Source organism: Sporolactobacillus sp. PKPK-6 (genome assembly GCF_056678885.1).
Window position 1 is genome coordinate 1,321,938 of record NZ_JBWXPA010000001.1, and the last position, 26,703, is coordinate 1,348,640.

Below are 26,703 nucleotides of genomic sequence, written 5' to 3' on the forward strand. Positions count from 1 at the left end.
CATCGATTTGGATTCAATGACTTTTATCACCAATTTTGTTCAGTTTTTGTCTATTTTTTCAGAGTAATATAAAGCTAACTAAAATTATGACATTTTCTATTAAAAAGATTAGTACCGGGGGGGAAAATCATTGTTAGTTAATGTATTGACCGGATCAAGACGAGCAATCATTTCAAAGTTACAGAATGACAACAAACAACTTGACATCCAGATTCTAGCCATCATAAATGAACGGAACCGCATTCGTGCTCAGTATGAGGAAGATATAAAGAAACTACGGATCATACAAGAGCATCTCGATCACATTGAAAAGGAAATTAAGTACTTTCCGAAGGATGTCGCAAAATGAAACTACTCAATTGGAAAGAAAATGATCAATTCTCGAGACTTGAAGAAGAAATTGCTTCAAAAGCAAAGAAAATTCAGCACTTTTTCAATGAAAATACCGAAGAACAGCAAAGACTGAATAATCTTTTAGAAAAACAGCGGCAAGAAATTGCTGCTTCTTATGAACGAATTGAAAAAAAATTACATGAAGATTCACATAAATGGGCATCGATAAAACGGCAGATTCAAGAAAAAGATAATCATGATGATGCTCCTTTCTCACAATTGCGTATTGGAGAACGTCTCATGCTCTTAGGTATGATCAATGCCAAGCAATTAAATAAGAGTTTAAATGAACAACAGATTCATGGTGGCCGGCTTGGGGATATACTCGTTCGTCTAGGTTATATAAGTCGCCACCAACTACAGGATATTATTAACCATTCGTTCCAACGCCTCTTACTAGGTGAACAACTGGTACGTGCAGGGTATCTGCAGCGTGATGAGCTAGAGAAGGCGCTGCATCTTCAAGGAACAGTAGGCGGAGATATTGGAGAAATTCTAATCTCAATGAACATGATCACACCCAATCAGCTTACAGAAGCACTTGCTTCCCAAAGTCAAACGGGGAGGCTCATGACATATGACAAAAATGATGCGATCAAGGCTAAACTTCCTGAAATGATTGCACGACAATTTAAAGCTGTTGTGATTCGACAATCGGTTGATCAATGCATCATTGCCGTTGAATCAATGCTCAATAATGAAGACATGCAACAGCTGACTACAATTGTTGATGCACCGATTACGCAAGTTATTGCATCCCCATGGGAAATGGAACTTCTCTGGGAACAAGTCTATCAAGCAGAATTGCTCCACGAGAGTACCGAAAAATTAAAGAACGAACAACCGGAGAATTCTGCCAGTCAGACATTCACGTTTACACAGATACTTAGTATGGTTGTGATTGGAATCACCATCGCTGCCGCTTTGCTATGGAATTGGTTTTACACACTGGTGATCATCAATATCATCATTCAGTTAATGTATTTTTCGATGACCGTCACAAAATTTATCATGATTCTTTATGGCACAAAGGAGAAGGCGCAAGTCCGGTTCAACAGGAAGCAAATTCAGAACATTGATGAACGAGAGCTTCCAATATACACGATTTTAGTTCCCATGTATAAGGAAAGTAAGGTCATTCCGCAATTAGTCCAAAATTTGAACCAACTAGACTATCCCAAGAATAAATTGGACATTCGTCTGCTCATTGAAAAGGATGATGTGGAAGCTCAAGAAGTGGTTCAATCGCTACATCTGCCGTACTATTTCCAGATGATTATCATCCCAGACGGTCAGCCGAAGACCAAGCCGAAGGCATGCAATTATGGGTTGATTCGTGCACGTGGAAAGTACGTAGTCATTTATGATGCTGAAGATCGGCCCGATCCAGATCAGTTAAAAAAGGTCTTTCTCGCCTTTCAGCAAAGTCCCGATAACACTGCTTGTATTCAAGCCAAGCTAAACTACTTTAATAGTAAACAGAATCTACTCACTCGATTTTTCACCCAAGAATACAGTAATTGGTTTGAATTGCTGCTTCCCGGCATTATGCAGATTAACATTCCCATTCCGCTCGGCGGAACATCTAATCACTTTAAAACAGATGTGCTCAAAAAGCTCGGCGCATGGGATCCTTATAACGTCACAGAGGATGCCGATCTCGGTATACGTCTTTATAAGCAAAACTATACAACCAAAGTTGTGGATTCGCGAACGTTGGAGGAAGCGAACAGCAAATTCAGAAACTGGATTCATCAACGGTCGCGCTGGATTAAGGGCTATATGCAAACTTGGCTCGTGCATATGCGCCATCCCATTAGACTCCATCGTGAGCTTGGGATCAAAGGCTTCTGGGGAGCTCAGTTTATGCTTCTGTCATCACCGCTCTTGCCGATGCTGAATCCCATTTTCTGGTCCCTACTGGTTCTGTGGTATTTGACACATGCCGGTTGGATACCCGCCTTCTTTCCAGGAGTGATCTATTATTTGGCGGCTATCCAACTGATTCTCGGTAATTTTTTGTTTATTTATACAAATATCGCAGGTACCTACTGGGTCGTACATAAGCTGCACCGAAAGAGGGAAACATGGCTTTCGTACAGTCTCGTAAGATATGCATTACTCACTCCAATCTATTGGGCAATGATGAGTATCGCTTCAATAAAAGCACTTTGGCAATTAATCAGAAAACCTTTTTATTGGGAGAAGACTGAGCACGGATTTGATCAAGAACGTTACGATACAACAAAAACAAGCAGTATGTAATAAAGGGGGGGAAGTCACTATGGATATTAGCGTAATCGTGCCAACTTTTAATGAAGCAAATAATGTTCAGATCATAACAAATCGTCTTCAGGAGGTTCTGCAATCGACCGGGAAGACCTTTGAAATTTTATTTATAGACGACAGTACAGACAACACGCCAAAAATACTTGATCAACTAAGCCAAAAGACAACATATGTTCACTATATCCACCGAACAAGTCAGCGCGGATTGGCGACCGCAGTGACTGATGGGCTTAAATTTGCACAAGGGGATCTACTGGTTGTGATGGATGCCGATCTTCAGCATCCGCCTGAACTGATTCCGGCAATGATTGATAAGCTTAACGACGGTTTTCAAATGGTGATTCCTTCACGGTTTGTCCCCGGAGGAAGCGATGGCGGACTTAATCTTTATCGGAAATTTGTGTCATGGACAGCAAGAATAATTGCACGTATCGCATTAAAAAGGCTCCGAAAAATTTCCGATCCAACAAGTGGATTCTTTGCTGTAAAAAAATCAGCGCTACAAAATAATGTGTACCATCCCATTGGTTGGAAGGTCATGATTGAACTGATTGTCCGTGCCAATATCACGTCAATCACAGAGATTCCTTATCAATTCCATGCGCGCGACTTGGGTAGCTCAAAAATGAGCAGCACGGAGCAATTGCGCTACTTAATTCACCTCGGACGCTTGGTTATGATCAGTGAAGAGGATCGCCGCTTCTTTTCCTTTTGCACCATTGGACTTAGCGGTGTGATTGTGAATCTGGCTATTTATAAATTAATGCTTCTCGTTGGCAGCCCGGTTGTCATTGCCTTTATTCTATCTTCTATTGTCAGTCTCATTTCAAATTATCTTTTAAATAGTACCTTAACGTGGAAATCGAGGGTGCTACACCAGGCGAATGGACGGATGATTCAATTTATTCGTTATGCGACGGTCTCCGTAGGCGGTCTCTGCATTTCAAGCGGCTTCCTGTCCCTTCTCTACTATATCAGTCATTTTCATGCGATGTTGAGCGGATTATTGGGAATCGTGACCGGTGTCATTTGGAATTACATTGTAAATGATCGCTGGACCTTTGCCTCGAAAAAGACGATTCAACCAGCAAATACAATGGAGACGATAACGCAGCATGTTCAAAAATAAGTACGTACCCTATTATTTTGGCCTAATTTTAATTATTTTGGAGCTCTGCTTTGGCATTTGGATGGCACATTGGAATCACTTTGTCCCCGGTGATGCTGTCAGCCGTGTCGCAAATGCCTACTATGTCTTATTTAGCAGAAATCCTCATCTAGGAGCTATAGGTTTCGTTTGGAACCCATTACCAAGCTTGCTCATGCTCCCAATTCTATTGATGAGTCCTTGGTGCAAAGTCCTTGCGTCCGAAGGAATTGCGGGAATTATTCTGACGGCATTATTTGCATCGTTCAGTGCCGTTCTGATTTTTAAATCTTTGCTAAGAAGAAAACAACCGTTCCTATTTAGCTTAGCAATAGTGCTGCTATTCTCCCTTAATCCGTTTATTTTTCTCTATGGATCAAATGGCATGAGCGAAATGCTCTTCATCTATTTTATTATATTTTGCGTCATTGCGTTCACTGATTGGTTGGATGAAAAACGTAGCGTCACCTCGATGATCATGGTCGGGTTTGCTTTGGCACTTGCTTTTCTCACTCGATACGAATCAATTTTATTTGGTCTTGCCTTAGCACTGTCTCTTTCTATCATCATCTGGAATAAACGAAAGAAAGACGAAACAGCAGACTATGAAGCAGCATTCACCTACAATAAGTGGGAAGCAACAGAATGGCTTGCTCTCCTTCCGGCCATTTATACCGGTCTCATCTGGATTGGGTTGAATTGGTCCATTATGGGCGACGGCCTGTTCTTTTTACGATCGAACTATTCCAATCTCGCACAATCTGAAGGATTAAGTAAAAATCCAATTATCGGCCCAGTCATCAATCATTTTGGCAATACATTGTTATTCGTGTTTGAAAGAAGCATACCATTCCTTTTGCTCTTTCTTGCTATCCTGATCATTCGAATCATGAGACACAAGTTATTCCACGCAGACTTTCTTTGCTTACTCATGATCGTGTTATCCATTCCATTGATGCAGATCTATATGCTATATAAAGGAGCTTCATACGGATGGCTACGCTTTTTCGTCTACCCTTTTGTGATTACCGTCGCCTGGCTGCCCTATGAATTGCAAAAGCTCAAAGAGCAAGTGAACCATCTTTATTTTCTGGGCGGATGTGTCACACTGATCTTCTTAAGTGCATCTGCCTATGTCACCGGTTATGCAATGAACGATGAGCGTCTGTCGCCGGAAGAGCATCAAGCGATCCATTTCAAACAGAGTTCCACCTACACCAGCAACAGACAATCCATGCGTATTGCCATGGATCTTGATCAGCTTGTGAGTAAGAACAAACACGCTTCACTACTCGTTGATTCATTTAACGGTTTTCAAATCATTCTCGATATGAAGCAAACCAAGCAGCTGATCATTACCAGCGATCTTGACTTTAAACGGAGGCTAAACAATCCGGTTGGTGAAAAAGTAACTTATATTCTCGTGCCGAAACCAGAAGGAGTAGCCGCACTTAATGCCGTTAGTGTACGGTATAAGAACTTCTACACCAAAGGTGCGAGCTTTGCCCGGTTATATAAAACCTATGGTGATCAGTGGCGGTTGTACCAAGTGGTGAAAAAACAGAATGAAAATTACTCAACTTTCGCAGAGTAAAAATCCGAAATAGCCCTTGATATAACGTGCTTGTAGCCTATTCATTACACTCCTTGACAAAATAGAAAGACACCTCAATTTTTGGTATAGTGATTTTGACGAAATACACTACCAAAAAGAAGAGGTGCCCTCTATATGATAGCGAAAAAAGGTCAAAATAATCAACTGCCATCAGAAATAAAAGTGAATTTTAATGAGTTGAAGATTCTAAAACATTTACGTCAGGCAGGAATTCAAAAAGCCTTCGGCTTTTCCAGTGGTTATCTTTTCCAGCTTATTTTTCGCCTGATCTTTACCCAAAGAAATTGGTATCGTTTACTGGAGAGTAATAAAGCTGATGACTTACCAGGCAAGGATGCTGTTTATCGTTTTTTAAACTACCCGAAGTTTGCCTGGCGCCGCTTCCTGACTGCATTAAGTGTATTCACAATTATGAAAGTCAGCCGTTTGACGAGCGTCTGCCACACTAAAGTACTCATTCTGGATGATTCATCTTTTTATCGCGACCGCAGTAAGCGCGTCGAACTTTTGGCTCATTGTTTTGACCATGCCAAGAGAAGACACTACAAAGGATTTCGTATGCTGACATTGGGATGGTCAGACGGATCAACGTTCCTGCCCATTGATTTTTCACTCCTTAGTTCAAGCAAAGAAAAGGCAAAAATTAACGATATCGATTCGACGATTGATAAGCGTTGTTCCGGCTATAAAAGGCGAATTGAAGCTTTACAAACAGCACCTGAACAAATACCTGGCATGGTTAAACGAGCCTTGTCGAACGGAATTGATGCGTCCTATGTTCTGATGGACAGCTGGTTTACCCAACAACCTTTGATCAAGGCTTTGACCGATCAAGGTATCGATGTTATTGGTATGGTGAAACCAACGAATCAGCGCTATCGAGTAGGCTCTCAATGGGTTGGATTAAGAACGCTGTATCGACTGTCGAAGCCCGTAACCAGTCACAAAGAAATTTTACGTTCTATTCGTACCACAATGGCTAATGGAGTCCCGGTCAAAGTTGTGTTCGTTCAAAACCGCAATAAACAAAGTGAATGGCTAGCCATCTTAAGTACCGACTGCACACTTACAGAACGGGAAATCATTCGTACGTACGGCATGAGATGGGACATTGAATTATTTTTTAAAGCAACGAAGTCATTTCTTAAGCTTCAAAAAGAGTTCCAGGGCAGATCGTACGATCTGCTGATTAGCCACACAACCATTGTCTTTACAAGGTTTATTCTTCTGTCTTGGCAAAACCGTTGCAGTACAGATAATCGAACCCTTGGTGGTATGTTTTATGAACTCTGTGACGAAATGAATGAACTGGATTGGGCTGTAGCACTGACGCAGCTCATGGATATTCTTCATGACGCCCTAACAAAAACAAAAAAATCAATCAAAAGATGGGTTACTTGTCAACTGACACAATGGATTGAGAGCTTACCCAACTATATCAAGGTTTATCTGCCCAAATTAGGGTGCGAAAGTTGAGAAAATTAATAAACACTTGAACAATAAGCCCAATAGAAAATGCTAGATAGGTTACACTTAATGGATGGATCAGTTAAGGCCATGTACCTTTAGTTCATCGGTATCGGTACCCGGGGATTCCGAGAAAAATGAAACGGGTGAAGGCAGCCATCGGAATAGGCCACTCGGGCCAAAAAATAGGCCGTTCTCTGCCACAAAATGAGCCACCTTCTGCCGGAAAATAGGCCAGGAAGGCAAGCCATCAATCGGCTTATCTCTCCTGGCCTTTGTTTATACAATCATTCGTCGTCTGTCCGGCAATGATCGAGATAGTCATCGATTAACTTAATGCCGATTTTAACGAGCTCATCATTACTGATCGTTTCGTTGCTTTTAAAAATGGCATCGATCAACATGCCAGAAAGACGGTTCTCAAAGTCTTCCTCCATATCTCGCATGAAATAATAGACAGCTAGGCGGTACTTGACTTCCTCCGGGATCATCGAGCACCCCCGATACCATAACGTTCTCGCATGGATTTGCTGCCATCAATCACGATCGAATAGGAATCATGAACGATCCGATCCAGGATGGCATCGGCGATCTGGGCATTACCGAGCTTACTGTGCCACCCCTTCGGTTCAAACTGAGAACAGAAGATCGTTGACGTTCGGTGTAATCGTCGCTCGATCAGTTCCAGAATGAAGGTCGATTGCTCTAGCGACAGATCGGTCAGCAGCCATTCATCAATGATCAAAAGATCAATTTTTCGATACCGTTCAAGGATCCGACGAAAATCACCATTAGCCTCATTCTTGGCAATTAAAAGATCATCTAACACTTCAGGTAAACGCACGTACTTGACCTTGAGAAATTGACGACAGGCCTCAATGCCTAATGCCGTCGCAAGCCACGTTTTGCCATTACCAGAGGCTCCCATAATGATGATGTTGTGATGCTCCTTAATATAGTTTCCCGAGGCGAGTCGTGTGATCAGTTGTTGATCCAGTTGTCGATCAGGAAGATAGTCAATGTTGGTGATCGAAGGTTCGATCGTTTTAAAACCAGCTTGCTTGATGAGACGCTCTAATTTATTCGACTGCCGAGCCGCATAAGCTGTATCGACTAACAGTTCAAAACGGTCGTTGAAACTCATGCCCCGGCAGTTCTCGTTCGTTTCTTGGGCATTGATGGCCTCCACCATGGCGCTGAGGCGCATTTCATAGAGTTTTCTAGTCGTTTCTTGATTCATGAGTCATCCCCCCAAAGTAGTCGGCGCCACGGGTGAAGCCGAAGTCATTTTGTTCTTGTTGTGCTTGCGGTTGCTGCTTCTTTTTTTGATTGATGAGCATCCGCTCAATCACTCTGACTGTTGGCGCTTTGGCAACACGCATGACATCCGTACATGCCTGTTCGATTTCATTTACATTGTATTTCTGCGCCAATTTTTTGAGCCGCAACGTCGCATTTAAGGCTTGACGCTCGGCTCTTGAAGAAGTCAGGAGATACTCAACAACCTGCATGGTGGCAGGCCCAACTTTCATTGCCCACTCACGACTGGTTTCTGGTGTATGCGATAGGTAGAGCTGATGACTCTCAGGCATATGCTCCGATAAGGTTCCAAACTGCCCGGGGTGACCATAGCGACGACAGTGCGAAGCCAAACGAATATCTTTGAAGAAGATCTCGACGAGATCACTGGTAAGTCGAATATCGACACGACTACTGATATACTGAAAGGGAACGGAGTAAAACATCCCTTCGACCAGAATATGATAATCTGGTTGGACGGTGGCAGTCCGCCAGGCTGCCATCTGAAAAGGGGATTGAGGTAAAGGTTTGAGGGCAAATTGTTCCTCTCGTTCAAAGCCTTCTTCCCGATTGCCTACCTTATATTTTTTCGTAAACGGCCGTCGATTGAATTCTGCCAACTTCAACTCGACGGCTTTATTGAGTTCCTCAAGAGTGAAGAATTGCTCATGGCGTAATGCCGCAATGACCCATGTTGAAAGGGCGTTGACGGTCCCTTCGATAGAGGCTTTGTCACGCGGCGCCTTTACGCGTGCGGGGACAATCACTGTGCCGTAATGTTCCGCTAAATCACGGTAAACGGGATTCAAAATGACCTCGTAGTCCTTGTGTTTTATGACACCGACTTTTAGATTATCCGGCACTAATACCTCGGTTACCCCGCCAAAGAATGCGTAGGCGTGAACATGTGCGCGAATCCAGTCTTCGGTTTTCATCGTCAGACACGCCTCACAGTAGCTATACTGGCTGCTGGGCAATGTCGCAAGAAACAGGTACGCTTTGACGAACTCGCCTGTGTCTCGATCAATCAACTTTAGGGTCGATCCAGCCCAATCGACCTCCATGATCTCGCCCGGTTTACGTCTAATCCGCATTGTGGCTTTGAATTTTTGTGCATACTCCGTGTAGTTGCGGCAGAACGTTCGGTATGAGTAGGGTGCGGTACCGGATTGCCGACAGCTTGCCTCATACTCGTAATAAAGCAAGGTCAAGGTGACATTAGGCTTGGCGAGTTCCTTGTGCAGGTATTCATAGTTGGGCGCTTCGCGTCCTTTCGCTTCCGGCCTCAGTTCGGGAAAGAGTCGCCGTGCCAGATCATCGTCACTGACCGTTGAATCAAACGGTGGTCGTATGCCCATCGCCTCTGCCCGGTGAATGGTGTCACCGATCTTGGCTCTTGAATTTCCCGTGCTTGCTGCGATACTACGCTGGCTGTGTTTCTGGCCGTGCAACTCCAGGATCCTTCGATAGTGGATTGTCATAGAAAGTAAGCGTCAAATAGCCCACACCTAGTCAAAGATGTGGGCTTGATTTATGATTGTTGGGAAGATAATTTGCAGTTTTCCGGAAGACTTGAGGACCAAGGAAGCAGCTGATCGAGTGCCTCCTCGGTCTGTTCTTCAAGATTGGGCAGTTGCTCAAATAAATAAATGAGGTATTGAAACGGGACTAGCCCGTTTTCCTTAGCGGTTTCGATGATACTATAGATCGTTGCGCTTGATTTAGCTCCACGTGGCGTGTTTGAGAATAACCAATTCTTTCTTCCGATCACAAAAGGCTTGATGGAACGTTCGCCTCGGTTATTATCTAATTCTAGTCGCCCATCTTGTAGGAACACCGTCAGCTTTTCCCACTGCCCACGACAGTATTTGATTGCTAATCCTAAGGCGGTTTTCGGCAGCACCTTAGGTGCTTGTTTTTGAAGCCATACTGAAAAAGCCTCAACGATGGGTTTGCTTTGACTTTGTCGTACGTGATAGCGTTCATCATCGGAAGCCTTGCTTTTTTTGAGATCCTGTTCCATTTTAAAAAGCTGATTACAATAAGCGAGTCCTTCTTTGGCGATGACTGCGGATTCCTTGGCGGATTCAGGCAACGCACTTAATGCGTCACTGAATTTTCTTCGCGCGTGAGCCCAACATCCGGCAAGAATTACATTTTTGAGTTGCTGATACCCCGCATAACCATCCACCTGCAGATAACCCTTGAAGTCTTCCAAAAATTTCATCGGATGCTTGGCAGCACGTGTCGTTTGGTAATCATAAAGAATAATTCCCGGTTCTTCACGTCCCGTCCGATACAGCCAGAGATACGACTTCGATGAAGCCGATCGCCCAGGTTCTTTCAACACTTGAAGCGTGGTTTCATCTGCATGCAGAAGGTCACGGGCAACCAAGTGCGTCTTCATCCGATCATAGATAAGGCGGAGCCAATGTTCAGCTCCATGAAGCATCCAATTGGCCAGTGTTTGCCGGGACAAGGTGACACCCAGACGCTTCAATTGTTGCTCCTGACGGTATAACGGCTGAGCGTCCAAATATTTTTGACACATCACATAGGCCATCGCCGAAGGTGACGCTAAGCTCTTGGGAAAAACAGCTTTTGGCGCTTTCGCAGTGACAATCGGCGTTTGTATGGCTTCCCGTTCACAATGCCGACAGGTATACGTGTGACGAACATGTTTGATGACCTTAACCTGTGCAGGAATGATTTTCAGTTCTTCGCGAACTTCAGTGGACATTTCATGTAAAGCTCCTCCGCAGCAGGAACAGATCTGTTCGGCCTCAGGTAAGTCATAATCAATCACTTCAACGGGGAGATTTTCCAGCTTTTCCTGTCGCTGCCCTTGGCTTTTCTTGCGTTTATAGGTAATCGTTTCAACGGTCGGTTCGGGAAGGTTCGGATCCGATTCGCTTTCTGCTTCATTGAATAGTTGAAGCGTCAATTGTTCCGGATGCGTCTTTTCGCTCGAAGCGCCGAATTGACGTTTTTGGCTGAGACGGAATTGTTCTTGAAACCACTTCAGTTTGAGCGTCAGTTCGGCGTTTTGTTTCTTCAGCACATCACGTTCCTCACGCAGTTCTTCAATTGTGGGTGTGTTTGAATCCGTTCGGTTTTCCATTTTTTTATTATAATCGAAGACGCGCGCCCTGTCTCTCATTTCTTTGGAAATCAGAGAAGGGTGCGCGCGGTGATTTCTTTGTGTGCCTGACGCTGCTGAATGGACAGACCATCCAGCAGCCAGTTGAGCTGACGACGATTGATGGGTAACGAAGGGCTTGAGTCATTGGCCTTCGGCCATTGAAAGGTTCCTTTTTCTAAACGTAAGCGTCAAATAATGGACACCTTCACTTGATTGTTATTGATGCCTGAATATAGCCGAAAGTTGACGGTATTGCCTGTCCAATAATTGCCAGATATAATGTCCGTAGGACATCGATCTGGTATTTATTTTTTGGAAAGGAAAGAGGACATCTCTTTAGCCGTGTAATACCACTTACACGAGAGATGTCCCCACAAATCAACCATATGATCATTATATCAGACTATAAGCTTGTTGATAAGCACTCAACAGGTGTTTTCAGTTAAGAGTACTGTGACGGCTCCTTGTCCCTGTTGCGGAGGACGAACTAAAGTTATTGGCAGTAGACCAAGAAAATACATAAGAGATACCGGAGACGAAAAAACGCTAATGATCCGGCGCCTTCGTTGCACAGACTGCTGCACGATTCATCATGAACTCCCTGATTTACTGCTTCCTTATAAGCGTTATGAAGTCAGCTGTTTTGAAAGGGTAGTTTCACAATCTGATCCAGTAGATGTTGCTGTGGATAATTCGACTCTGTTTCGTTGGAACCGTTGGTTCCTTGATTTTATTGAGTATTGGTTGGCTTGTCTTCGTTCCATTGACCTTCGCTTTCAATTGGATATAGACCCAGAGAATTCGCCGTCCCAGGATTCTTTGACCGTACTCGAACGTGTTGGACGGATCTTTGGCGATGGACCAGGTTGGCTGTCGCAAATGACCAAACCGATTGTAAATGTGAATTTGTGGCTACAGACCCGTTCCGCATTTTTGTCCGACTGACCCGTGATTAAACTTCATGATGAAGACCTAAAAAGGAGAGGAAAAATCATGAAGAAATCTGGAAAGTGGGATGAAGTTGCCGCGAATCGCTTTCAATTGATTGCACCCCTGCTGTCGGAGGACTTAGACGCAGCTAAAGTAGCGGAAATGAAGAAACAGATTTGCGAAAAAAGTGGATTGTCTGACCGAACGATCCGGCGTTATTTAGCCAGTTATCGATCCAACGGGTTTGAGGGATTAAAGCCTAATAAAAAGGCTGCGAATCAGGAAAAGAACCTAAACGGAGATCTATTGGAACAGGCTATTCTTTTAAGAAGAGAAGCGCCTCATCGCAGTGTCCGTCAAATCATTCAAATTCTCGAGTGGGAAGGAAAAGCGAAACCGGGTGAGATCAAGCGTTCCACGCTTCAGGAAAGGCTAACCGCACGAGGTTATAGTTCGAGGCAAATGCGGCTCTATCAGTCAACGGCCGGCGCTGTCAGACGTTTTCAAAAAACTCATCGAAATAAATTATGGCAGTCAGATTATCCCGATCTTTTTATTATTCCGATTTAATCTAATTATTAGTGAAAATGTTATAAAAGTAAAATGAAAAATCGGAATAATATATTCTAGTTTCTATCGCAGCACATTTAGGCATCCTTACTAATAAAAGATGCAGACCAATAGTCTGAACTTTATTAGGGGGTAATTCAAATGAAACAAATTGAAATAAGCAGGCTCATTGATCAGACTTTGAACGCTATGAAATCTTTAGGATTAAAGGAATCTACGCTAAAGTCGTATAGGCTTAGCGGTTTCTACCGAATTAGAAAATTCTTTTTTAGTCATGAGAAAATTTACTATAGCTCAAAAATCGCAGGAGATTTTTTAACCTTTGAAAAGAGGAGGCTGATTAGGGAAAAAATATCTGCCCGTTATTATAGAAAGCTACAGAAGTCGGCCGCTTTATTAGATGAATTCTATACCACGGGTACCATGAAATGGGCATACCTGCACAACCATACCACAGTCAAAGTAAATGCGTATTTTTCCACTATTCTTTTGGAGTACACTAAGACATTACATGAAAACTTGAGTGCGGGTACTATTAACGGCATACAATCAAATGTTTTATCATTCCTCGGTTATCTGGAGACTAACAGACATTCAGATTTTGTGAAGATTTCCCAACGGGAAATTAGAGATTTTATCGTGTATATTTCAAAAAGTCACTGTGAAAGCATGAGTAATATCCTCTATTCGCTCCGATCATTCATCAGTTATTTAAGGGATTCAGGAATAGCTCATATTGACGCAGGCTTAATATTACAGAAACCTGCCAGATCCAGAAAAAAAGTTTTACCTTGTTTTTCACATGAAGAGGTAGAGTCTATCCTTCGGCAGATTGATATAAGTCTCCCAGAAGGAAAGCGCGATTATGCTATATTATATCTTGCTGCTCATACTGGATTGCGCTCTATAGATATAGTAAATCTTAAATTAATCGATATAGATTGGAAAAAAGATGAGATACAGATTATCCAACGAAAAACTGGACAGGCACTAGCTCTTCCATTAGAGCCAGATACCGGAAGAGCGATTGCGGAATATATTCTCTATGGACGACCTACTTCAGATTCACCTTATATTTTTCTACGTTCTTTTGCGCCCTTTATTAAATTGGCGGATGTTGGATCAATGGGCAATATATTTAAGAAATATCGAAACAAGGCCGGGATCATACATAAGCCTGGTGATGGGAAAGGACTCCATGCGTTACGCCGTTCCATGGGCACTTGGATGCTTGAAGCAAAAGTTCCGCTAACAACAATCTCACAGGTTCTTGGACACCGTAACCAGAATTCAGCGAAACAATATCTTTCAATGGACCATTGTGGACTGCAGGAATGTTCTCTGGGACTACAGGCTATCGAAACAGAGAAGGAGGAATTGCTGTGAATCCTATTTTTGTTAGCCATTTTGCTAAACACTTGGAAGATATGATTCAGTTCAAAGAAGCGCTGGGGTATTCAAAAAGCAGTTATGAGAAGTTTTTCGTCAACTTCGACAGGTTTTGTTTCATGAATTTCCCGTATGAATCAATCCTCACAAGAGATCTTGTTATGCAATGGGCACGTCTTCATCCCTCAGAGAACGCTAATGGGTTAAAAAGAAGAATGATCGCTGTTCGTGAGCTGGGTAAATATCTGAATACCGTCGGTATTCAGGCATATGTGATCCCAACGGAGATTATCGGAAACTTCAAACCATTTGTTCCTTATCTCTATACAGACCGAGAACTGTCTGCTTTTTTTAAAGCATCAGACCGTCTTATCCCCCACAAACTTTCACCGTTTAGGCACTACATCGTACCGGTTATCTTTAGACTGATTTACTGCTGTGGGTTACGGCCAAGTGAAGGGATAAAAATTCAGTGTGCAGATATTAACCTTAGGACAGGAGAACTTTATATCCGGGAAACAAAGATGCATAGAGACCGTACCATCGTTATGTCTTCCGACATGCTAATCTTATGCAAAAACTACGAGTATCGGATCAGTACGATCTGTAAAAACCGGAAATACTTTTTCCCCCATCCTGATAGAACAGCTTATTCGGTATCCTGGCTGCAGGATCAGTTCCGTAAATGCTGGGGAATTTCAGGAATTACTGACTTTCATGGGGGCAGACCGCGCGTGTACGACTTTAGGCATAATTATGCCACTAGGTTAATGATGAAATGGGTAGAGGAAGGAAAAGATCTATATACATGGCTACCATACCTTAGTGCCTACATGGGTCATGCTGATTTTTCTGCCACTTCATACTACATTCATCTCATTCCGGAACATCTGACCAAATCTTCTGCGATTAACTGGTCGAAATTTACTGAATTGATACCGGAGGTGCATCAATGAAAAAGTTGAAAGATGAGACTCTATTTCGATTAATGCGTGATTATCTAACTGTATATCTTCCAAATCAGAAATGTTGCAGTTTGAATACCATAAAATCATATAGAGAGTCTCTAAACCTTCTATTTGATTTTATTACGACACAAAAAGCAATTCCTCTGACAGATATAACTTTTGAAGTGCTTAACAGTCAAACGATCATTGAATTTCTGGACTGGATGGAAAGAGAACATAATTGGGGAACATCAACCAGAAACCATCGTCTCTCATGTATCCGTTCTTTTTTCAAGTATGCCGGGAATATGGAACTAACAATGATTGTTTATCAAAATGAAATCAAAAAGATACCCTTAAAAAAGAATAAGGATGCCAAAGTCGTGGAATTCATGACAGAACAGGCATTGAAAACTGTATTGGAACAGCCAGATACAAGCACAAAGAACGGTATTAGGGATCTATTTTTCATGATTCTGATGTATGATACGGGGGCCAGAGACCGGGAAGTCCTTGATATGAAAGTAAAAGATTTTTGTGTGGATTTGAAAAATCCATGTGTCTATCTTACTGGAAAAGGTGAGAAAACACGTGTGGTTCCTGTTATGACAAAAACGGTGAATCATTTTCATCAGTATTTAAAGATCTTTCACAGCCCAACGGAGGAAAACTTAAATCAGTATCTTTTTTATACCGTAAGGCATGGAATAAAACAACAAATGTCGGATGACAACGTCGCACGTTTCATGAAGATATATGGAACAACTGCGAAAAAGAAATGTGACGAAATCCCTAAGAAAGTACATCCACACTTATTCCGCCATACCAGGGCCATGCATCTTTACCGTGCTGGAATGCCATTGGCATTGTTGTCAGAATGGCTGGGCCATGCCCAACTGGAAACAACACTGATTTACGCTTACGCAGATACTGAGATGAAACGAGAAGCGATTAAAAGAGCAACAGGAGCCAACAATCCATTAATAGTGGGAGAAAATCCAGCTTATTGGAAAAACGATGATGAACTGATCAAAAAACTTTATGGACTGAAATGAAAAAGTTATCCCGATTATTTACTAAGAAAGCTGCAGAAAGCTTAATGATCTGCAGTTTTTTAGTGATTTGTAATAAGAATCGGAATAATAAAAAAATCGGGATAATCCGACTTATTCCGATATCGGAATAAGTCGGATATTAAGTTTGGACCCTTCCTTCCCATTGGTCCAAATGGTTCCAAAAAACAAGTTTATCTTATACTGTTTATTGATGACGCTACACGTTTTATTCTCCATGGTGCTTTTTATCCTACGTTGGATCAACGTATTGTAGAGGATGCTTTCCGTCAGTCGGTTCAAAAATATGGAAGGCCTGAAGCCGTTTTTTTTGATAATGGAAAGCAGTATCGAACGAAGTGGATGGCTCGGACCTGTTCTAAATTAGGGACGAGACTCCTCTATGCCAAGCCTTACTCGCCAGAATCCAAAGGGAAAATTGAGCGAATGAACAGAGTGATTGATGGCTTTCTTGGAGAGGTTGCTTTAGAGAAGCCTCAATCGCTCGATCAGTTGAACAAACACTTCCAAGTTTGGCTCAGTGAATGTTATCTGAACAAACCACATTCAGCACTTGGAGATCATGTGACTCCTATGATGGCTTATCGCAGTGATAAAAAGGCACTTCATTTTCTAGATCCGGAGACCATCGGTCTCGCTTTTCTTCATGCGGAATCAAGAAAGGTAGATAAATCCGGATGCATCAGTTTTCAGAACAAACTCTATGAAGTTGGACTGAATTTTATTGGAACCCATGTTGATGTGGTTTATGATCCATCAGATCTTTCACAGTTAACCATTGAAAAAGAAGGTTATCCCTCTTGGCAAGCTAAGCCTCTTGAGATTGGAGAACGTGTCGAAAAGCGTCCGGATCTACCAGAAACACTACAGCCGCAACCCGTTGATTCTTCACGTCTCCTGCGTGCAGCAGCTCAAAAACATGAAGAACGTCAAGAAATTCAGAAACCGGCGGTTTCTTATCGGAAGGCACTGAAAGAAGGTGGTCGCCATGTTTGAGTCGTTTTATCACATGACGAGTACACCATTTTCTCGTGCGATACCAGCAGACAAACTCTATGAATCTCTTTCCATGGATGAAATTCTAGGGCGCCTCACCTACGCGGCAGAACGTCAATTATTCGCTGTTCTAACTGGTGATTGCGGCACCGGAAAAACAACGACTATTAGGCGATTTTCTCAAGAACTGGATCATACTCATTATCGAGTGCTTTATCTATCAGATTCTAAGTTGACTCCCCGTCATTTTTATAAAGGGTTACTTGAACAGCTGGGCTGTGAAGCAAAATTTTATAGAGGTGATGCAAAGCGCCAACTTCACCACGAAATCGAATTAATGCGCGGTATTCATGGCCTTCAGCCTGTATGCATTATTGATGAAGCGCATTTATTGGATCGCGAGATGTTAGAAGAAGTTCGCTTTCTTTTGAATTTCAAGATGGATGCCCAGAGCCCGATGGCGTTAATTCTCGTGGGTCAAAGTGAACTGTGGGATCGCCTACGTCTTCAATCATTTTCTGCGATCCGGCAACGGATCGATCTACAGTGTAAGTTGGGCCATTATGATCAATCTGAGACTACGGCTTATATTGAACGTCATTTAACCTATGCCGGCTGCGATCGGCCGTTATTCACTGAAAGTGCCATTGAAGAAATTTACCGTTTTTCCAGTGGCGCTGCTCGATTGATAAATAGGGCTTGCTGAACATATAAAAAACATTGATTTAGCAGGTTTTTGACTGGTTTTGTCGAACTTATGAGTACAAGAAAAACGAGTGATTATTGGCAAAACCCTTGCACATGGAGTGGTCAAAATGTATAAATTCAAAGAAAATCAACTCATCATGCCGGAAGATTTTTTCCTTCCTTTTGGCGGCACATTAGTAAGCGTCAAATAATGGACACCTTCACTTGATCACGCGATCATGCGATGATATCTCTATCAATTGATCGGGAGGATAATCCATGACACGAGTAGAATTACATGAGCGCTGGCAGAAACGAATGCAAGATTTCGAGACTAGTGATTTAACAGGCAAAGAGTGGTGTGCGACTCATGGCTGGTAACGGCCAGCTGATTGTACCACCTGTGACATCTTTTTTACCATCGATCGCCAACAATTTTACCACTTGTCGCCAGGGCGTTTACCAGATGAAAAAATTCCTATAGAAATCACGATATCCCTAAGGAATCTTCTTTGTCGATAGAGATCAATATCAATTTCCTAAGAAAAATCCCCCAATTCATAAGAGGGGGATGAAAATGTTCTTTTTACATCGGTTCTATGCTTAGTTGCTTTTCCAGGCGAAGATTCTTCTCTTTCAGTTCTTCGATCTCTTGTTTAAGTCGATCAACTTCCTCCAGAAGTCGGTTTATCTTTGTCTGCGTATCAATACCGGGTTCATAGGCTGTGCCTTTAATCTGGCGCCAATCATTAAACCGATACATCCAACTCTCATCCATGATTCCTTCTGAATCAGCTTGAACCAAGGGATCCTCTCTGAGCCATTGTTCGACTTCACTTTGATCAGCTTTCCAACCGTAGGAATGGATAAATTGAAAAACTTCATCAGCGGAGATCTTGCTCATTAGCTGTCCTCCAGTCGTAATTAAATTGATGAGTCATCCATTCAAATTGCCTGGTGAGGGTTGCTTTTCTAGTCCATGACGTTCACGCATGGAGACTTCTCCGTCAATTAAAATTTGATATGAATCATGAACAATGCGATCTAGGATAGCCTCTGCCAGGGTCTCATTGCCTAATTTTTGATGCCACCCTCTGGGATCGATTTGTGAACAGAAGATCGTAGACGCTATCTTATGCCGGGATTCAGTAATCTCCAACAGGATGGAAGCTTCATCCGCAGATAGATCGGTCAGAAGCCATTCATCAAGAATGAGTAGATCCGTTTTGGTATATTTCTTAATCAATTTTCGATAACTTCCATCCGCAGCTAACTTAGCGAGTGTCAGTTCATCCATTAACTCTGGTAAGCGAGTATACTTCACTTTGTAAAATTGACGACAGGCAGATACGCCAAATGCCGAGGCGAGAAACGATTTTCCAGAGCCCGTAGGGCCCATCAAAATGATATTATGATGGTGTTGAATATAGTTTCCGCTGGCTAATTTGATAATCAGTTCCTTGTCCAGTTTTCGGTCTTCATAGTATTCAATATCTTCGACGGATGCGCTTGAATATAACAAGGCGGCAGCGTTGATCAGCCGATGAAGTTTATTGCTTTGGCGTCTTGAATGTTCAAAGTCGATGAGTAATGAAAAACGATCTTCGAAACTCAGCTTTTGAAAGTCTTTATTCGTTGATTGCTCCTTGTAGGATTCTGCCATGCCACTCAGTTTCATTTCATATAGTTTGGTAAGCGTTTGTTCATTCATCGGTTGTTTTTCCCCCATAATATGAAGCGCCGCGCGTAAAGCCATAAGCATTTCCGCTGTCCTCTGCTCGACGTTTTTGTTCTTGTTCGGCGTCACTCTTTTTGTTATTTTTTAGGATTGTCTGAAGTATTTTGACCGTCGGTCTTTGGGTCATGGAAAGACCCATCTTGCAGGCACGCTCTATTTCATATTTGGAATAACGTTGTTCCAGTTTCTTTAATGAAAAAATGGAGTGGAGTGCCTGCTTTTCAGTTGGGTAAGCGTCTAACATATAGCGTATGAGGTTCGAGGTTGCTGATCCAATACCTTCAGCCCAATTTTGAGCCGCTTCAGGTGTTTGATCCACAAACAATTGATGATGATCAGGCATATGGTCGCGAAGAGTGGATAATTGACCAAACTTCCCATATAATCGTCTATGTGAGGCAATGCGCATATGGTTGAAAAAGATCTCAACGAGATCGTCTGATCGTTTTACTTCGACCTGTCGATTGATGTATTCGTAGGGAACCGAATAGAACATGCTTTCGACGGAGATATGATAGTCAGGGCGAACTTTCGCTGTTTTCCATTCAGACATTTTATAAGGGCGGTCCGGAAGAGGAGAAAGTGCGAATTTCTCTTCTTCTTTAAATGCTGAAAAGCGGCTGCCTTTTTTGCGTGTAAAGGGCCGATTATTGAATTCATCGAGTTTCTTCCAGACTTCTTCATTCAATTCATCAATAGTAAAACACAGTACATTTCTTAATGCGGCAATGATCCATGTAGAAAGGATCCCAACAGAGTTTTCCACATTGGCCTTATCTTTTGGCGTACGAACACGCGCAGGCATCACGATGGTGTGGTAGTGGTCCGCCATTTCTCTGTACGAAGGGTTTAAAACGAGTTCCTTTCTAGTATGCTTGGTCACGCTGGCTTTCAAATTATCCGGGACGATGATTTGTGTTACTCCCCCGAAATACTCATACGCACGACGATGGGCAGCTATCCATGAATGAAGGTCCATAGATAATGTTGCTTCGGCATAAGACAGCTGACTACATGGGAGTGTCGCAATAAAGATATAGGCTTTGAGTTTTTCTCCTGTATCCCGATCAATAATGAACGCTGTTGCCCCTGCCCAATCAACCTCCATAATTTCTCCTGGTTTTCTTCGGATACGCAGTGTTGCCTTATACTTATCCGCATACCGGCTATAGTGCCGCAAAAAACTCCGATAAGAATAAGGAACCTTGTTTCTTGCTCTACACTTAGCCTCATACTCATGATGCAGAAGAGATAGCGTCACATTAGGCTTGGACAACTCGGCATGAATCCAGTCAAAGTTCATCGGCTGACGACCTGAAGCTTCAAAAGCTTTTTCAGGGAATAGAAAATCTTCAATCCACTGATTCGTCATTTCATCTTCTAAAGGGCAGGATAGTCCTTTTTTCTCGGCCAGCTGAATAATCTCCGTTACTTTTTGACGAGAGTTACCCGTGCTTGCGGCAATGCTTCTAAAACTGATTCCTTCATCATGAAGTTCTAATATCCTCCGATAATGAATCATAAAAAAACACCTCCTATAAAAGTGGATTTGTCACACCTGCGGTGTGCCCATTAATTATACAGGAGGTCTTAAGTGGTAAATAGGCTTGTCATTTATTGGTACAATCGTTGTCATTCAGTGGTAAAAAACATGGCGTTAGTGGTACAATCCGTTGGCGGTAATCACATGGCATTCCTTTATGTCAGTTCCGTTATTGGCGGCGCAAGTTACGTCACAATTCCCCAGATGCTAGTCGTTGGATGACTGTTGGGCTGGATCATTCTACGCAACAGGAGCCCTTATTCATTTATGTTGGATCCGCGAAAGTTGAGGTTCATACTGGATTCGATCCGGATTTGTTTGCGGATGTGGTTCGGGTGCTGCGTGCTTTATGATCCGTGCGTCCAGCATTGAAAATGTCTATTTGGCTAAAGGTCCTACGGATTTGCGCAAATCCATTGATGGATTATCCATCTTGGTTCAAGAAGGCTTTCATCTTGATCCGTTTTCGCCATGTCTGTTTGTCTTCTGCAATCGGAAACGAGACAAGTTAAAAATTTTGCATTGGGAATACAGCGGATTTTGGCTGTATTACAAGCGTTTAGAAAAAGGAACCTTTCAATGGCCGAAGGCCAATGACTCAAGCCCTTCGTTACCCATCAATCGTCGTCAGCTCAACTGGCTGCTGGATGGTCTGTCCATTCAGCAGCGTCAGGCACACAAAGAAATCACCGCGCGCACCCTTCTCTGATTTCCAAAGAAATGAGAGACAGGGCGCGCGTCTTCGATTATAATAAAAAAATGGAAAACCGAACGGATTCAAACACACCCACAATTGAAGAACTGCGTGAGGAACGTGATGTGCTGAAGAAACAAAACGCCGAACTGACGCTCAAACTGAAGTGGTTTCAAGAACAATTCCGTCTCAGCCAAAAACGTCAATTCGGCGCTTCGAGCGAAAAGACGCATCCGGAACAATTGACGCTTCAACTATTCAATGAAGCAGAAAGCGAATCGGATCCGAACCTTCCCGAACCGACCGTTGAAACGATTACCTATAAACGCAAGAAAAGCCAAGGGCAGCGACAGGAAAAGCTGGAAAATCTCCCCGTTGAAGTGATTGATTATGACTTACCTGAGGCCGAACAGATCTGTTCCTGCTGCGGAGGAGCTTTACATGAAATGTCCACTGAAGTTCGCGAAGAACTGAAAATCATTCCTGCACAGGTTAAGGTCATCAAACATGTTCGTCACACGTATACCTGTCGGCATTGTGAACGGGAAGCCATACAAACGCCGATTGTCACTGCGAAAGCGCCAAAAGCTGTTTTTCCCAAGAGCTTAGCGTCACCTTCGGCGATGGCCTATGTGATGTGTCAAAAATATTTGGACGCTCAGCCGTTATACCGTCAGGAGCAACAATTGAAGCGTCTGGGTGTCACCTTGTCCCGGCAAACACTGGCCAATTGGATGCTTCATGGAGCTGAACATTGGCTCCGCCTTATCTATGATCGGATGAAGACGCACTTGGTTGCCCGTGACCTTCTGCATGCAGATGAAACCACGCTTCAAGTGTTGAAAGAACCTGGGCGATCGGCTTCATCGAAGTCGTATCTCTGGCTGTATCGGACGGGACGTGAAGAACCGGGAATTATTCTTTATGATTACCAAACGACACGTGCTGCCAAGCATCCGATGAAATTTTTGGAAGACTTCAAGGGTTATCTGCAGGTGGATGGTTATGCGGGGTATCAGCAACTCAAAAATGTAATTCTTGCCGGATGTTGGGCTCACGCGCGAAGAAAATTCAGTGACGCATTAAGTGCGTTGCCTGAATCCGCCAAGGAATCCGCAGTCATCGCCAAAGAAGGACTCGCTTATTGTAATCAGCTTTTTAAAATGGAACAGGATCTCAAAAAAAGCAAGGCTTCCGATGATGAACGCTATCAAGTACGACAAAGTCAAAGCAAACCCATCGTTGAGGCTTTTTCAGTATGGCTTCAAAAACAAGCACCTAAGGTGCTGCCGAAAACTGCCTTAGGATTAGCAATCAAATACTGTCGTGGGCAGTGGGAAAAGCTGACGGTGTTCCTACAAGATGGGCGACTAGAATTAGATAATAACCGAGGCGAACGTTCCATCAAGCCTTTTGTGATCGGAAGAAAGAATTGGTTATTCTCAAACACGCCACGTGGAGCTAAATCAAGCGCAACGATCTATAGTATCATCGAAACCGCTAAGGAAAACGGGCTAGTCCCGTTTCAATACCTCATTTATTTATTTGAGCAACTGCCCAATCTTGAAGAACAGACCGAGGAGGCACTCGATCAGCTGCTTCCTTGGTCCTCAAGTCTTCCGGAAAACTGCAAATTATCTTCCCAACAATCATAAATCATGCCCACATCTTTGACTAGGTGTGGGCTATTTGACGCTTACCCTTTTGGCGGCACATTAAACAGGGAAAATCGCTGGGTGCAGTTGGCCCAACTGATTCCTTGGCAGAAGATTGAAGAAAGATACGCAAGCACGTTTAAAAAGGCAACGGCCAAAGGAACAAAGCCGTTTTCAGCTCATATTGCTGTCGGTGCTCTGATCCTTCAGCAGCGTCAAGGCATCACGGATCGTGAAACCGTTCAACAGATCACGGAAAATCCATATATGCAGTACTTTCTTGGCCTTGAGGCTTTCCAGGAGCGCCCCCTTTTTCATCACTCGATGATGACTCGTTTTCGTAAACGGCTGAAAGCTAAAGATATCAACCAGATCAACGAATGGGTCCTTTCGAGTGAGCAAAAACAAAAAGCTGATGAAAAGGAAGACGACCCTCAAGACCCCAAGCCGCCCTCCGGGTTGCCGGAAAATCAGGAGGCGGATAAGGAGACTGCGAAAGAACCGGAAAACCACGGAAAACTCTTGTTGGATGCGACCTGCACACCCGCAGACATTGCCTATCCAACAGATGTTTCTCTACTGGATCAAGCACGTCAGAAGCTGGAACAAATCATTGACGCCCTTTACCAACCGATTCAGAAGTCTCTCAAACGCAAACCGAGAACTTATCGAAACAAGGCACACAAAGCTTATCTGGCTATTGCCAAGCAAAGGCGTCCCGGTGCTTCAAAACGCCGTAAGGCGGTTGGCCGGCAGCTCCGTTTTGTGAGTCGTGATCTGACGATCATTCAAAAACTGATGGCCAAATCATCGCTTACGCTGCTCCCGGCTGCTCACTATCGCTTGCTTCTGATCATCTCCGAACTCTATCGCCAGCAGCAATGGATGTACGATCATCGCAAAAACAGAATTGAGGATCGAATCGTTAGCCTTTCTCAGCCACATGTCCGTCCCATCGTCCGTGGTAAAGCAAAAGCGACCGTTGAATTCGGTGCCAAAGTGGCCATCAGTCTGGTCAACGGAGATGTCCGCATGGAACAGTTGGACTGGGACAATTTTAATGAAGGGCTGACCCTCAAAGGATCCGTAGAAACCTACCTTCAACGCTACGGCTATTATCCAGAGGCTGTTTTAGCCGATACGTTGTATCGGAATCGAGACAATTTGGCTTACTGCAAGCTCCATCACATTCGATTAAGCGGCCCGAGACTGGGTAGACGGACGAAAGACGAGCAGATTCGAAAAATGGATCAGGAAATCGCACAGTTAGATTTCAAAGGACGCATCCCCGTTGAGGGAAAATTTGGCGAAGGTAAACGCCGTTATGGACTCTCCCGAATTTACACAACCTTGCGGGCAACTAGTGAAACGGTTATTGCCTTACAATTTTTGGTTATGAACTTAGAGAGACGTCTTAGGGTCTCTCTGCCCATTTTTTACCATTTTACGTTTTTCCAAAGAATTCAAGCCCATTTTGATTCAATTCGTGTGGCATAAACGTTAGAAAAGAAAAAATGGTATTAGTTCAGCAAGCCCTAAATAAAGTATGTACGCATTGTCTTTTATACGGTGCCCAAAATGGGCACACCGTCATTGATGATCGAATGATTAAGCGAGTAATTGAAGGCGAACTGTCATAATAAACACTAAAAATAGTGAAAAAGGATGGTGATTTCTAGCCATCCTTTTTCAGGTTGGTCATTATTTCTAGCAATACATGAATTGGTCAGAGATTTCGCCAGTTCTTGGACAACAGTTCCCGTCAGATTCTGGACATCTTGCGATGTCTATAACACTTGATCACGCGATCATGCGATGATATCTCTATCAATTGATCGGGAGGATCATCCATGACGCTTGTAATACAGCCAAAATCCGCTGTATTCCCAATGCAAAATTTTTAACTTGTCTCGTTTCCGATTGCAGAAGACAAACAGACATGGCGAAAACGGATCAAGATGAAAGCCTTCTTGAACCAAGATGGATAATCCATCAATGGATTTGCGCAAATCCGTAGGACCTTTAGCCAAATAGACATTTTCAATGCTGGACGCACGGATCATAAAGCACGCAGCACCCGAACCACATCCGCAAACAAATCCGGATCGAATCCAGTATGAACCTCAACTTTCGCGGATCCAACATAAATGAATAAGGGCTCCTGTTGCGTAGAATGATCCAGCCCAACAGTCATCCAACGACTAGCCTCTGGGGAATTGTGACGTAACTTGCGCCGCCAATAACGGAACTGACATAAAGGAATGCCATGAGTCGCACACCACTCTTTGCCTGTTAAATCACTAGTCTCGAAATCTTGCATTCGTTTCTGCCAGCGCTCATGTAATTCTACTCGTGTCATGGATGATCCTCCCGATCAATTGATAGAGATATCATCGCATGATCGCGTGATCAAGTGAAGGTGTCCATTATTTGACGCTTACAGACATGAAATCATCAAAGAATACGATCTCACGCCTTCGACTTTTAATAAATGGATTCGTCAATATGGTACAAGTGGTTCCTTCAAAGTAAGCGTCAAATAGCCCACACCTAGTCAAAGATGTGGGTTATTTAACACTTACCTTATAAACATTCGGGTATATGAGTTAAACATCACTTCTTAGTGACAACAATTTCGCTGGTGCACCACCTACTATCGAGTAGGGCTTGGTATTCTTTGTTACAACCGATCCTGCAGCTATAACCGTTCCTTTTCCAACTAACACTCCAGCAGTAATGATACTGTTTGCCCCAATCCAACAGTCTGATTCAATTAACACATCTCCTGAGACAGAAGGCTGATCAATAATCAGTTTATTCTTTTTAGTACCATGATTTGAAGCAAAAATTTGAACTCCCGGTCCCATAAGAATATTGCTTTTTAAAGTAATCTTACCATTTCCTGGCCATAATCTACATCCTGGTCCTATAACAACATTATTACCAATAAAAATTGATTTTAATTGCCTAAAGGAGGCGGTTGGGTAAATATCTCCTGCACCTTTATACTGTCCTAATAACATTTGCCTTGGCTTTGTAGAAGCACTTTCTGCATATTGATTAAGCGCTAATTTTAAAAAAAATTTCCAAAAATCTATTTTAAATACATCAAATTTATTATATCTCATT

The 26,703-nt window shown here is 43.0% G+C and carries 25 protein-coding genes and 3 pseudogenes; 17 read left to right on the plus strand and 11 right to left on the minus strand.

The features are described 5' to 3' along the window. Positions 1-130 precede the first annotated feature (130 nt). From AC1MBV_RS06330 to AC1MBV_RS06350, 5 genes are all read left to right on the plus strand, one after another. Entirely contained in the window at positions 131-349 is a 219-nt protein-coding gene (locus AC1MBV_RS06330; RefSeq protein WP_480947865.1) for a hypothetical protein, read from the plus strand. Further along, positions 346-2,658: a cyclic di-GMP-binding domain-containing protein, MshE-related gene (locus AC1MBV_RS06335; protein WP_480947866.1), complete on the plus strand. Its 2,313-nt coding sequence runs from the start codon at positions 346-348 to the stop codon at positions 2,656-2,658. Before AC1MBV_RS06330 ends, AC1MBV_RS06335 begins: the two co-directional genes overlap by 4 nt. A 19-nt stretch (positions 2,659-2,677) precedes the next feature. Then, positions 2,678-3,811, plus strand: coding sequence for a glycosyltransferase (locus AC1MBV_RS06340; RefSeq protein WP_480947867.1), 1,134 nt, complete (start codon positions 2,678-2,680; stop codon positions 3,809-3,811). After that, positions 3,798-5,423, plus strand: a complete 1,626-nt coding sequence (locus AC1MBV_RS06345; protein WP_480947868.1) for an ArnT family glycosyltransferase — start codon at positions 3,798-3,800, stop codon at positions 5,421-5,423. Before AC1MBV_RS06340 ends, AC1MBV_RS06345 begins: the two co-directional genes overlap by 14 nt. Before the next feature lie 135 nt (positions 5,424-5,558). After that, positions 5,559-6,920, plus strand: a complete 1,362-nt coding sequence (locus tag AC1MBV_RS06350; RefSeq protein ID WP_480947869.1) for an IS4 family transposase — start codon at positions 5,559-5,561, stop codon at positions 6,918-6,920. 278 nt (positions 6,921-7,198) lie between these two features. On the opposite strand, the gene AC1MBV_RS06355 is transcribed toward AC1MBV_RS06350, so the two are convergent. From AC1MBV_RS06355 to AC1MBV_RS06375, 5 genes and pseudogenes are all read right to left on the minus strand, one after another. Continuing rightward, positions 7,199-7,402 carry a hypothetical protein gene (locus AC1MBV_RS06355; RefSeq protein ID WP_480947870.1) on the minus strand — a complete coding sequence of 68 codons (204 nt, stop codon included), beginning with the start codon at positions 7,400-7,402 and terminating at the stop codon, positions 7,199-7,201. Continuing rightward, positions 7,399-8,151 (minus strand): IS21-like element helper ATPase IstB, encoded by a 753-nt coding sequence (gene istB / locus AC1MBV_RS06360; protein WP_480947871.1) that lies wholly within the window; start codon positions 8,149-8,151, stop codon positions 7,399-7,401. Before istB (AC1MBV_RS06360) ends, AC1MBV_RS06355 begins: the two co-directional genes overlap by 4 nt. Further along, positions 8,132-9,661: an IS21 family transposase gene (gene istA / locus AC1MBV_RS06365; protein WP_480947872.1), complete on the minus strand. Its 1,530-nt coding sequence runs from the start codon at positions 9,659-9,661 to the stop codon at positions 8,132-8,134. Before istA (AC1MBV_RS06365) ends, istB (AC1MBV_RS06360) begins: the two co-directional genes overlap by 20 nt. Before the next feature lie 80 nt (positions 9,662-9,741). Further along, on the minus strand, positions 9,742-11,331 hold the full coding sequence (tnpC, locus tag AC1MBV_RS06370) for an IS66 family transposase (protein WP_480947873.1): 1,590 nt from the start codon (positions 11,329-11,331) through the stop codon (positions 9,742-9,744). A 50-nt stretch (positions 11,332-11,381) separates the two neighbouring features. Next, positions 11,382-11,522, minus strand: a pseudogene (locus tag AC1MBV_RS06375) (transposase family protein); the annotation flags it as partial. A gap of 283 nt (positions 11,523-11,805) precedes the next feature. Between AC1MBV_RS06375 and AC1MBV_RS06380 the strand changes: the two are divergent. From AC1MBV_RS06380 to tnpA (AC1MBV_RS06415), 8 genes and pseudogenes are all read left to right on the plus strand, one after another. After that, entirely contained in the window at positions 11,806-12,297 is a 492-nt protein-coding gene (locus tag AC1MBV_RS06380) for a DUF6431 domain-containing protein (RefSeq protein ID WP_480948269.1), read from the plus strand. 48 nt (positions 12,298-12,345) lie between these two features. Then, positions 12,346-12,822: pseudogene (locus tag AC1MBV_RS06385) on the plus strand (helix-turn-helix domain-containing protein); the annotation flags it as partial. Between the two features lie 171 nt (positions 12,823-12,993). After that, positions 12,994-14,238, plus strand: coding sequence for a tyrosine-type recombinase/integrase (locus tag AC1MBV_RS06390; protein ID WP_480947567.1), 1,245 nt, complete (start codon positions 12,994-12,996; stop codon positions 14,236-14,238). Continuing rightward, positions 14,235-15,197, plus strand: a complete 963-nt coding sequence (locus tag AC1MBV_RS06395; protein ID WP_480947568.1) for a tyrosine-type recombinase/integrase — start codon at positions 14,235-14,237, stop codon at positions 15,195-15,197. The genes AC1MBV_RS06390 and AC1MBV_RS06395 overlap by 4 nt, the downstream gene beginning before the upstream one ends. Beyond that, positions 15,194-16,243: a tyrosine-type recombinase/integrase gene (locus AC1MBV_RS06400; protein WP_480947569.1), complete on the plus strand. Its 1,050-nt coding sequence runs from the start codon at positions 15,194-15,196 to the stop codon at positions 16,241-16,243. The genes AC1MBV_RS06395 and AC1MBV_RS06400 overlap by 4 nt, the downstream gene beginning before the upstream one ends. Before the next feature lie 117 nt (positions 16,244-16,360). Next, a pseudogene (locus tag AC1MBV_RS06405) lies at positions 16,361-17,257 on the plus strand (DDE-type integrase/transposase/recombinase); the annotation flags it as partial. Then, entirely contained in the window at positions 17,250-17,963 is a 714-nt protein-coding gene (locus AC1MBV_RS06410) for an ExeA family protein (RefSeq protein WP_480947874.1), read from the plus strand. The pseudogene AC1MBV_RS06405 and the gene AC1MBV_RS06410, both read left to right, overlap by 8 nt. A 260-nt stretch (positions 17,964-18,223) precedes the next feature. Continuing rightward, on the plus strand, positions 18,224-18,325 hold the full coding sequence (gene tnpA, locus AC1MBV_RS06415) for an IS66 family insertion sequence element accessory protein TnpA (RefSeq protein ID WP_480947875.1): 102 nt from the start codon (positions 18,224-18,226) through the stop codon (positions 18,323-18,325). 205 nt (positions 18,326-18,530) lie between these two features. Here tnpA (AC1MBV_RS06415) and AC1MBV_RS06420 read toward each other — a convergent pair whose 3' ends face one another. Genes AC1MBV_RS06420 through istA (AC1MBV_RS06430) form a run of 3 tightly spaced genes read right to left on the minus strand, consistent with a single transcriptional unit; the run spans position 18,531 to position 21,204 of the window. Further along, a complete protein-coding gene (locus AC1MBV_RS06420; protein WP_255747195.1) occupies positions 18,531-18,848 on the minus strand; it encodes a cell division protein ZapB in 318 nt (105 codons plus the stop codon). 33 nt (positions 18,849-18,881) lie between these two features. Beyond that, positions 18,882-19,655, minus strand: a complete 774-nt coding sequence (istB, locus tag AC1MBV_RS06425) for an IS21-like element helper ATPase IstB (RefSeq protein WP_255747197.1) — start codon at positions 19,653-19,655, stop codon at positions 18,882-18,884. After that, the gene (istA, locus tag AC1MBV_RS06430; RefSeq protein ID WP_480947876.1) at positions 19,648-21,204 is read right to left on the minus strand and encodes an IS21 family transposase; all 1,557 of its coding nucleotides are present in this window, start codon (positions 21,202-21,204) and stop codon (positions 19,648-19,650) included. Before istA (AC1MBV_RS06430) ends, istB (AC1MBV_RS06425) begins: the two co-directional genes overlap by 8 nt. A 72-nt stretch (positions 21,205-21,276) precedes the next feature. Here istA (AC1MBV_RS06430) and AC1MBV_RS06435 point away from each other — a divergent pair, with 72 nt between their 5' ends. From AC1MBV_RS06435 to AC1MBV_RS06450, 4 genes are all read left to right on the plus strand, one after another. Next, on the plus strand, positions 21,277-21,447 hold the full coding sequence (locus AC1MBV_RS06435) for a hypothetical protein (protein ID WP_480947877.1): 171 nt from the start codon (positions 21,277-21,279) through the stop codon (positions 21,445-21,447). Between the two features lie 127 nt (positions 21,448-21,574). Next, entirely contained in the window at positions 21,575-21,934 is a 360-nt protein-coding gene (gene tnpB / locus AC1MBV_RS06440; RefSeq protein ID WP_480947878.1) for an IS66 family insertion sequence element accessory protein TnpB, read from the plus strand. 50 nt (positions 21,935-21,984) lie between these two features. Then, entirely contained in the window at positions 21,985-23,574 is a 1,590-nt protein-coding gene (gene tnpC / locus AC1MBV_RS06445; protein ID WP_480947879.1) for an IS66 family transposase, read from the plus strand. Positions 23,575-23,577: 3 nt separating this feature from the next. Continuing rightward, positions 23,578-25,071, plus strand: a complete 1,494-nt coding sequence (locus tag AC1MBV_RS06450; protein WP_480947880.1) for an IS5 family transposase — start codon at positions 23,578-23,580, stop codon at positions 25,069-25,071. A 347-nt stretch (positions 25,072-25,418) separates the two neighbouring features. Here AC1MBV_RS06450 and tnpB (AC1MBV_RS06455) read toward each other — a convergent pair whose 3' ends face one another. From tnpB (AC1MBV_RS06455) to AC1MBV_RS06465, 3 genes are all read right to left on the minus strand, one after another. Next, complete coding sequence (tnpB, locus tag AC1MBV_RS06455; protein ID WP_480947881.1) at positions 25,419-25,637, minus strand: IS66 family insertion sequence element accessory protein TnpB; 219 nt, start codon at positions 25,635-25,637, stop codon at positions 25,419-25,421. Further along, a complete protein-coding gene (gene tnpA / locus AC1MBV_RS06460) occupies positions 25,634-25,933 on the minus strand; it encodes an IS66 family insertion sequence element accessory protein TnpA (protein WP_480947882.1) in 300 nt (99 codons plus the stop codon). Before tnpA (AC1MBV_RS06460) ends, tnpB (AC1MBV_RS06455) begins: the two co-directional genes overlap by 4 nt. A gap of 247 nt (positions 25,934-26,180) precedes the next feature. Then, positions 26,181-26,702: an acyltransferase gene (locus AC1MBV_RS06465; RefSeq protein ID WP_480947883.1), complete on the minus strand. Its 522-nt coding sequence runs from the start codon at positions 26,700-26,702 to the stop codon at positions 26,181-26,183. Position 26,703 lies beyond the last annotated feature (1 nt).

Bases quoted from the DNA above. Each gene is read 5' to 3' on its own strand.
- AC1MBV_RS06335 (WP_480947866.1), top strand. From the start codon at position 346: ATGAAACTACTCAATTGGAAAGAAAATGATCAATTCTCGAGACTTGAA.
- AC1MBV_RS06340 (WP_480947867.1), top strand. From the start codon at position 2,678: ATGGATATTAGCGTAATCGTGCCAACTTTTAATGAAGCAAATAATGTT.
- AC1MBV_RS06345 (WP_480947868.1), top strand. From the start codon at position 3,798: ATGTTCAAAAATAAGTACGTACCCTATTATTTTGGCCTAATTTTAATT.
- AC1MBV_RS06350 (WP_480947869.1), top strand. From the start codon at position 5,559: ATGATAGCGAAAAAAGGTCAAAATAATCAACTGCCATCAGAAATAAAA.
- AC1MBV_RS06355 (WP_480947870.1), bottom strand. From the start codon at position 7,402: ATGATCCCGGAGGAAGTCAAGTACCGCCTAGCTGTCTATTATTTCATG.
- istB (WP_480947871.1), bottom strand. From the start codon at position 8,151: ATGAATCAAGAAACGACTAGAAAACTCTATGAAATGCGCCTCAGCGCC.
- tnpC (WP_480947873.1), bottom strand. From the start codon at position 11,331: ATGGAAAACCGAACGGATTCAAACACACCCACAATTGAAGAACTGCGT.
- AC1MBV_RS06390 (WP_480947567.1), top strand. From the start codon at position 12,994: ATGAAACAAATTGAAATAAGCAGGCTCATTGATCAGACTTTGAACGCT.
- AC1MBV_RS06400 (WP_480947569.1), top strand. From the start codon at position 15,194: ATGAAAAAGTTGAAAGATGAGACTCTATTTCGATTAATGCGTGATTAT.
- AC1MBV_RS06410 (WP_480947874.1), top strand. From the start codon at position 17,250: ATGTTTGAGTCGTTTTATCACATGACGAGTACACCATTTTCTCGTGCG.
- tnpA (WP_480947875.1), top strand. From the start codon at position 18,224: ATGACACGAGTAGAATTACATGAGCGCTGGCAGAAACGAATGCAAGAT.
- AC1MBV_RS06420 (WP_255747195.1), bottom strand. From the start codon at position 18,848: ATGAGCAAGATCTCCGCTGATGAAGTTTTTCAATTTATCCATTCCTAC.
- istB (WP_255747197.1), bottom strand. From the start codon at position 19,655: ATGAATGAACAAACGCTTACCAAACTATATGAAATGAAACTGAGTGGC.
- istA (WP_480947876.1), bottom strand. From the start codon at position 21,204: ATGATTCATTATCGGAGGATATTAGAACTTCATGATGAAGGAATCAGT.
- tnpB (WP_480947878.1), top strand. From the start codon at position 21,575: ATGATCCGTGCGTCCAGCATTGAAAATGTCTATTTGGCTAAAGGTCCT.
- tnpC (WP_480947879.1), top strand. From the start codon at position 21,985: ATGGAAAACCGAACGGATTCAAACACACCCACAATTGAAGAACTGCGT.
- AC1MBV_RS06450 (WP_480947880.1), top strand. From the start codon at position 23,578: ATGCCCACATCTTTGACTAGGTGTGGGCTATTTGACGCTTACCCTTTT.
- tnpB (WP_480947881.1), bottom strand. From the start codon at position 25,637: ATGATCCGTGCGTCCAGCATTGAAAATGTCTATTTGGCTAAAGGTCCT.
- tnpA (WP_480947882.1), bottom strand. From the start codon at position 25,933: ATGACACGAGTAGAATTACATGAGCGCTGGCAGAAACGAATGCAAGAT.
- AC1MBV_RS06465 (WP_480947883.1), bottom strand. From the start codon at position 26,702: ATGAGATATAATAAATTTGATGTATTTAAAATAGATTTTTGGAAATTT.